Below are 1,575 nucleotides of genomic sequence, written 5' to 3'. Positions count from 1 at the left end.
CAGATTGTAGAGAAAGTATTATTTTCTCTACAATTTTTTGTTTTTAGAATTTTGTAGAACCTAAAAGGTATTAACTTTTTCCGATTTTTTCAAGAAAAAAGACTCTCATGCATCTATCAGATCTTGGATAGATGCATGGCAATCTTCTTTATGTTTTGACAGGTAGCTGTCATTAATACTTGTTCGGCTGCTTTCTTTATTCCTCGTAACCTACAGTAGCGAAGCCCATGCAGTTCTTTTGAATCTGCGAAGCTTCGCTCAACTTTTTCTTTTCTAAATTTATAAAGCATTTTCCCCGATTTGGAAAGACGATTTAATCGAATCTTCTCTTTATTCTCTTCCCAAACATGACGTGTCACCACTTTCGTATGATTTTTTGATCGAGTACATTGGGAAAGCAATGGACAATCTTTACATTGTTTTGCGTCTGATTTATATTCCCGATATCCTTCGCGAGTGGTTGTTCGATAAGGTAGTTTCTGACCATTTGGACAAGTGTAATAATCGGCTTCTTTATCATAGGTAAATTTCCATTTTGGAAAAAGTCCTTTTACGGGGCTATATCGTCTGTGTGCGATGACGCCAAAAATATTTCGTTCTATTATTCCTTTACAAATAGGATTGGTTAAATAGCCAGAATCCAAAGCAACAGCTTCTACATTAAATTGGAAACGTTCGATCTGACGGTCAAGCCGTTCTAAATATGGGACCGAATCATGAACATTTCCTGGTGTAACAAAGGCATCCGTAATGATATTACATTTCATATCTGTCGTACGGTGGTCTAAATAACAGAACATCTCCTGTTTATTATCACGAGACATAAAGCCACAATCAGGATCCGTTGTACTGACCCGAATTTCCTTTGTTTCCTCCACCTCCTCCCTTTTCTTTAGAGACTTTTTTCTGTGGGCTAATCGATCTTCTTCGACTGCTTTATTTAATTCTTCTATGTATTCTCGAGTTTCTACTTTTACAGTTTCTCTTGTGAACTTATGCTTATTGGCATTCGCTTTTAAGTGCGTAGAATCGGTAAATAACACTCTTCCGCCAACCATTTTGTGATTCATCGCTAAAAGAACCACTTCATCAAATATGTCTTGAAAGATAGTAGTATCTTTGAATCGATTGCATCGGTTCCAACTGATAGTGGAATGATGAGGAACCGGGTCCGTTATTTTCAAACCAAGAAACCAACGATAAGCGAGGTTCACTTGAATTTCTCGCTCTAATTGTCTTTCGGAACGAATGCCATATAAATAACCAATAAACATCATTTTAAAAAGAACTAAGGGATCTAACGATGGACGACCATTGTCTTGGGAGTAATAAGGACGGACTTTATCGAGGATAAAAGAAAAATCTATATATTTATCTATTTTTCGTAAGAGATGATTAGCTGGAACAAGTTCATCGAGAAGTACAAATTCTACTTCATTTTGAGTATGGGAACGCGTATTTAACATCCAAATCACCAACCTTTATTTGATAGTTTTATTATACTATATTAACGCGGTGAATAGATGAAGAATTGGTTGAAAAATAAAGACTGTCGAAGGTTTTTCGACAGCCTGA

At 36.1% G+C, this 1,575-nt stretch carries 1 protein-coding gene; it reads right to left on the bottom strand.

What is annotated here, in order from left to right; genetic code table 11:
* Positions 1 to 116 precede the first annotated feature (116 nt).
* Positions 117 to 1,466 carry an IS1182 family transposase gene (locus tag ACTXGU_RS22185; RefSeq protein ID WP_443483689.1) on the bottom strand — a complete coding sequence of 450 codons (1,350 nt, stop codon included), beginning with the start codon at positions 1,464 to 1,466 and terminating at the stop codon, positions 117 to 119.
* Positions 1,467 to 1,575: the final 109 nt, after the last annotated feature.

It is taken from the genome of Niallia sp. 01092 (assembly GCF_052318935.1).
In the GTDB taxonomy this organism is placed as follows: Bacteria; Bacillota; Bacilli; order Bacillales; family Cytobacillaceae; genus Niallia.
This window is presented reverse-complemented; position numbering and strand designations above follow the sequence as displayed.